This window comes from Bradyrhizobium sp. MI1.11, assembly GCF_055811255.1.
The window spans coordinates 1-296 of sequence record NZ_JBVVPM010000228.1 but is presented as its reverse complement, the minus strand read 5'-3'; the positions used below and the strand labels follow the sequence as shown (position 1 = coordinate 296).

The following is a 296-nucleotide window of genomic DNA, read 5'->3' as shown; positions in this document are numbered from 1 at the left end:
GCCGCCGACAGCGCTACGAACCTCCGCGAGGCCGCCGACTTCGAAACCCCCGATCCGGGCGGTGCCGGCACGTCACCTTCGGGCAGCCGGACAGCACGGCCGAACCGGCGCGTCGACACATTGATCAGCATCAGGTTCATCGCCCAGCGACCGAGCCAATCCTCCTGCGCCGCCGTTTCCCAGCTCGGGATCGTGACCTCGCCGCCATCCACGCCCCGGACCCGCGGGCGCTCGACCTCGATCTTGCCGCCGTGGAAGCCGATCCGTCCCCGCGTTCGGCCCCAACGGTGCGCCCG

The 296-nt window shown here is 71.6% G+C and carries 1 pseudogene; it reads right to left on the bottom strand.

What is annotated here, in order from left to right:
• A pseudogene (locus AC0L30_RS43210) lies at window positions 1–296 on the bottom strand (IS256 family transposase); the annotation flags it as partial.